The sequence below is a fragment of the Actinocrinis sp. genome, from assembly GCF_035946395.1.
Lineage (GTDB): Bacteria > Actinomycetota > Actinomycetes > Streptomycetales > Catenulisporaceae > Actinocrinis.
The window spans coordinates 1-2,248 of sequence record NZ_DASYZI010000072.1; the positions used below are offsets into that span (position 1 = coordinate 1).

Annotated in this window: 3 protein-coding genes; 1 reads left to right on the forward strand and 2 read right to left on the reverse strand. The window is 69.2% G+C overall.

From position 1 onward, the window contains the following. On the forward strand, positions 1–744 hold a 744-nt coding region (locus tag VGS97_RS04985), incomplete at its 5' end, for a class I SAM-dependent methyltransferase (RefSeq protein WP_326852000.1). 268 nt (positions 745–1,012) lie between these two features. Here the strand turns inward: VGS97_RS04985 and VGS97_RS04990 are convergent. Together VGS97_RS04990 and VGS97_RS04995 are read right to left on the reverse strand one after the other, a co-directional pair. Next, positions 1,013–1,357 (reverse strand): DUF2516 family protein, encoded by a 345-nt coding sequence (locus VGS97_RS04990; RefSeq protein ID WP_326852001.1) that lies wholly within the window; start codon positions 1,355–1,357, stop codon positions 1,013–1,015. 143 nt (positions 1,358–1,500) lie between these two features. Beyond that, positions 1,501–2,248, reverse strand: a 748-nt coding sequence (locus VGS97_RS04995; protein ID WP_326852002.1) for a hypothetical protein, incomplete at its 5' end; no start/stop codon positions are given.

The following is a 2,248-nucleotide window of genomic DNA, read 5'->3' on the forward strand; positions in this document are numbered from 1 at the left end:
CCCAACCGCCTTCGCCGGGTGGACCGTTGGCTGATCGGCGTACACGGAGCGCAGCTGCGCGCAACGCTCGATGCTCCGCTCGTCATCGACCTCGGCTACGGCGCCCACCCGATCACGACGGTCGAGCTGGCCGCTCGCCTGCGCTCCATCCGCCCCGACATTCAGATGATCGGCCTGGAGATCGATCCGTCACGTGTCGCGGCGGCTTTGCCGTACGTCCGCGCCGGCCTGGAATTCCGGCTCGGTGGCTTCGAGCTGCCGGTCGACCGGCCGCCGACGTTGATCCGGGCGTTCAACGTGTTGCGCCAGTACGACGAGCCGCAGGTCGCGGGCGTCTGGCGTACCCTCAGCTCGCGTTTGGCCCCCGGCGGCCTGCTGATCGAGGGCACGTGCTCGGAGAACGGGCGGATCGCCACGTGGGTCGCGCTCGGCCGGGAGGGGCCACGCTCGCTCACGTTCGCCGCACGTCTCGGTTCGCTCGACTCCCCAGCCGTGTTCGCGCAGCGGCTGCCCAAGGCGCTGATCCACCGCAACGTGCCCGGGGAGCCGATCCACGACTTCCTCAAGGCGCTCGACCGAGCCTGGCAGACTGCCGCGGCGCTAGGCGCCCTCGGTGTCCGGCAGCGTTGGATGGAGGCGGTCGGATCGTTGCGGCCGACCTGGCCGATCCTGGGCCGGGCCAACCGATGGCGGCTCGGCGAAGTCACCGTCGCGTGGTCCGCAGTCGCACCGCACGGCGACTGATCGCGCCGCCTCGGCCCTGGATTCGGCACCGAAAACGGCTGTGGCCCCACTCGTCACACGCGGGGGTGGTGACGGCGGGGCCACAGCGGCGGTGCGTGAAGCACCTCCGGGAGTCGGGCTCTCCCGGTTTACGGAGCGGCGGAGGAAGCCTCACGTCTCGCCCCGACCTTGGGGGGTGAGACCGATCCTGCCCCAACAGCTATAAGCCGCCAGTTAGAGCTGGTTGAGAATCAGCTGAGAAGCCTGCCCCATGAGCGATCAGAAAGCGTCACCACGGTCCGTACGGACCGTTCTGCGAACCGGTCTTGTTGCCGCGGCGCGGGGAGATCTGGCGCAGCGCCGGGCGCACGTCCACGACGTACACGATCGCGGCGACCGTGCCGAGGATGGTCAGTATCGAGGTGACCCCTCCCCAGAGAAAGTCGTAGAAGGCGGCGATGCCGAGGAACAGCAGCCAGACCACCTTGATGAGCTTCCCCGCGGCCTCGTAGGCCGACGCGGGCCGGATCACGGCGTCCACGAACGCGAAGATCTCGAAGATCAGCAATGCCAGCAGGATCACTTTGAACACGCTGAAGAACGTGCCGGTGATCAGACCGTTGCCCGTACCCATGGCGTACTCCTCGACTGTCGCCCGGCCGGCTCGGAAGCGCGGTCATCACCTACCGCGCTTTCGAGCGTACAGCGGGAAATGGTGTGAAATCACGCCGCGCGCAGCACAAGTGAAATCACAGGTGAAACCGTACGGCGGCGCGATCAGGCCTTAGCGCTCTTGGACGCCGTGCCACCGGAAAGCGTGCTTTTGGACACCGTGTTCTTGGAAGACGCGCTCTTGGAAGACGTGGTGGTCTTGGACGCCGCAGCCCGCTTACGCGGGGCCGAGGTCGTCTTCTTCGCCCGCGGCTCGGGGGTCTCGGCCTCAGTGTCAGCGTCCTCGCGCAGCACCCCGGCAGGCTCCTCGACGACAGCGTCCTCGATCTCCGGCTCGGCCTCGTCGGACGGCGCGGCTGCCGCGGTCGTCTTCGACGTAGCCTCCGCCTCGTGCTCGTCCACGATGACCTGCTCGACGACCACGGTCACGTCGGACGGCCCGGAGTCGCCCGCGCCGAGATACCGGTCCAGGACGGTCTTGCCGCGCTCGGCCAGTTCGTCATAGGTCTCGACCGCCTTGCCCGCGGCCTCAAGCATCCGGCCGACCTGGCTCAGCGCGATGCTCTGCGCGCGCTCGCGCAGTGCCTGCGGGTCAGCCTTGCCGACCGCGTCGCGGATCGATTCACGCGCGGTGCGCGGGTCGAGCGTCGCGACCACCGAACGCGGGTCGAGCCCACCCGGCACCTCGGCCAGCCGAGCCTGCACCTTGGCAAGCCGCTCCGGGGCCTCGGCGGCGAGCCGGGTGGCGAGCGTCGTGACCGTGTCGGCCGCCTCGGTCAGCAGCGTGGGTGCGTCCCGCAGCTTCTCGGCTGCGAGGTCGCCCGCGCCGGCGAGTGCGTAAAGCGGCTTCGGA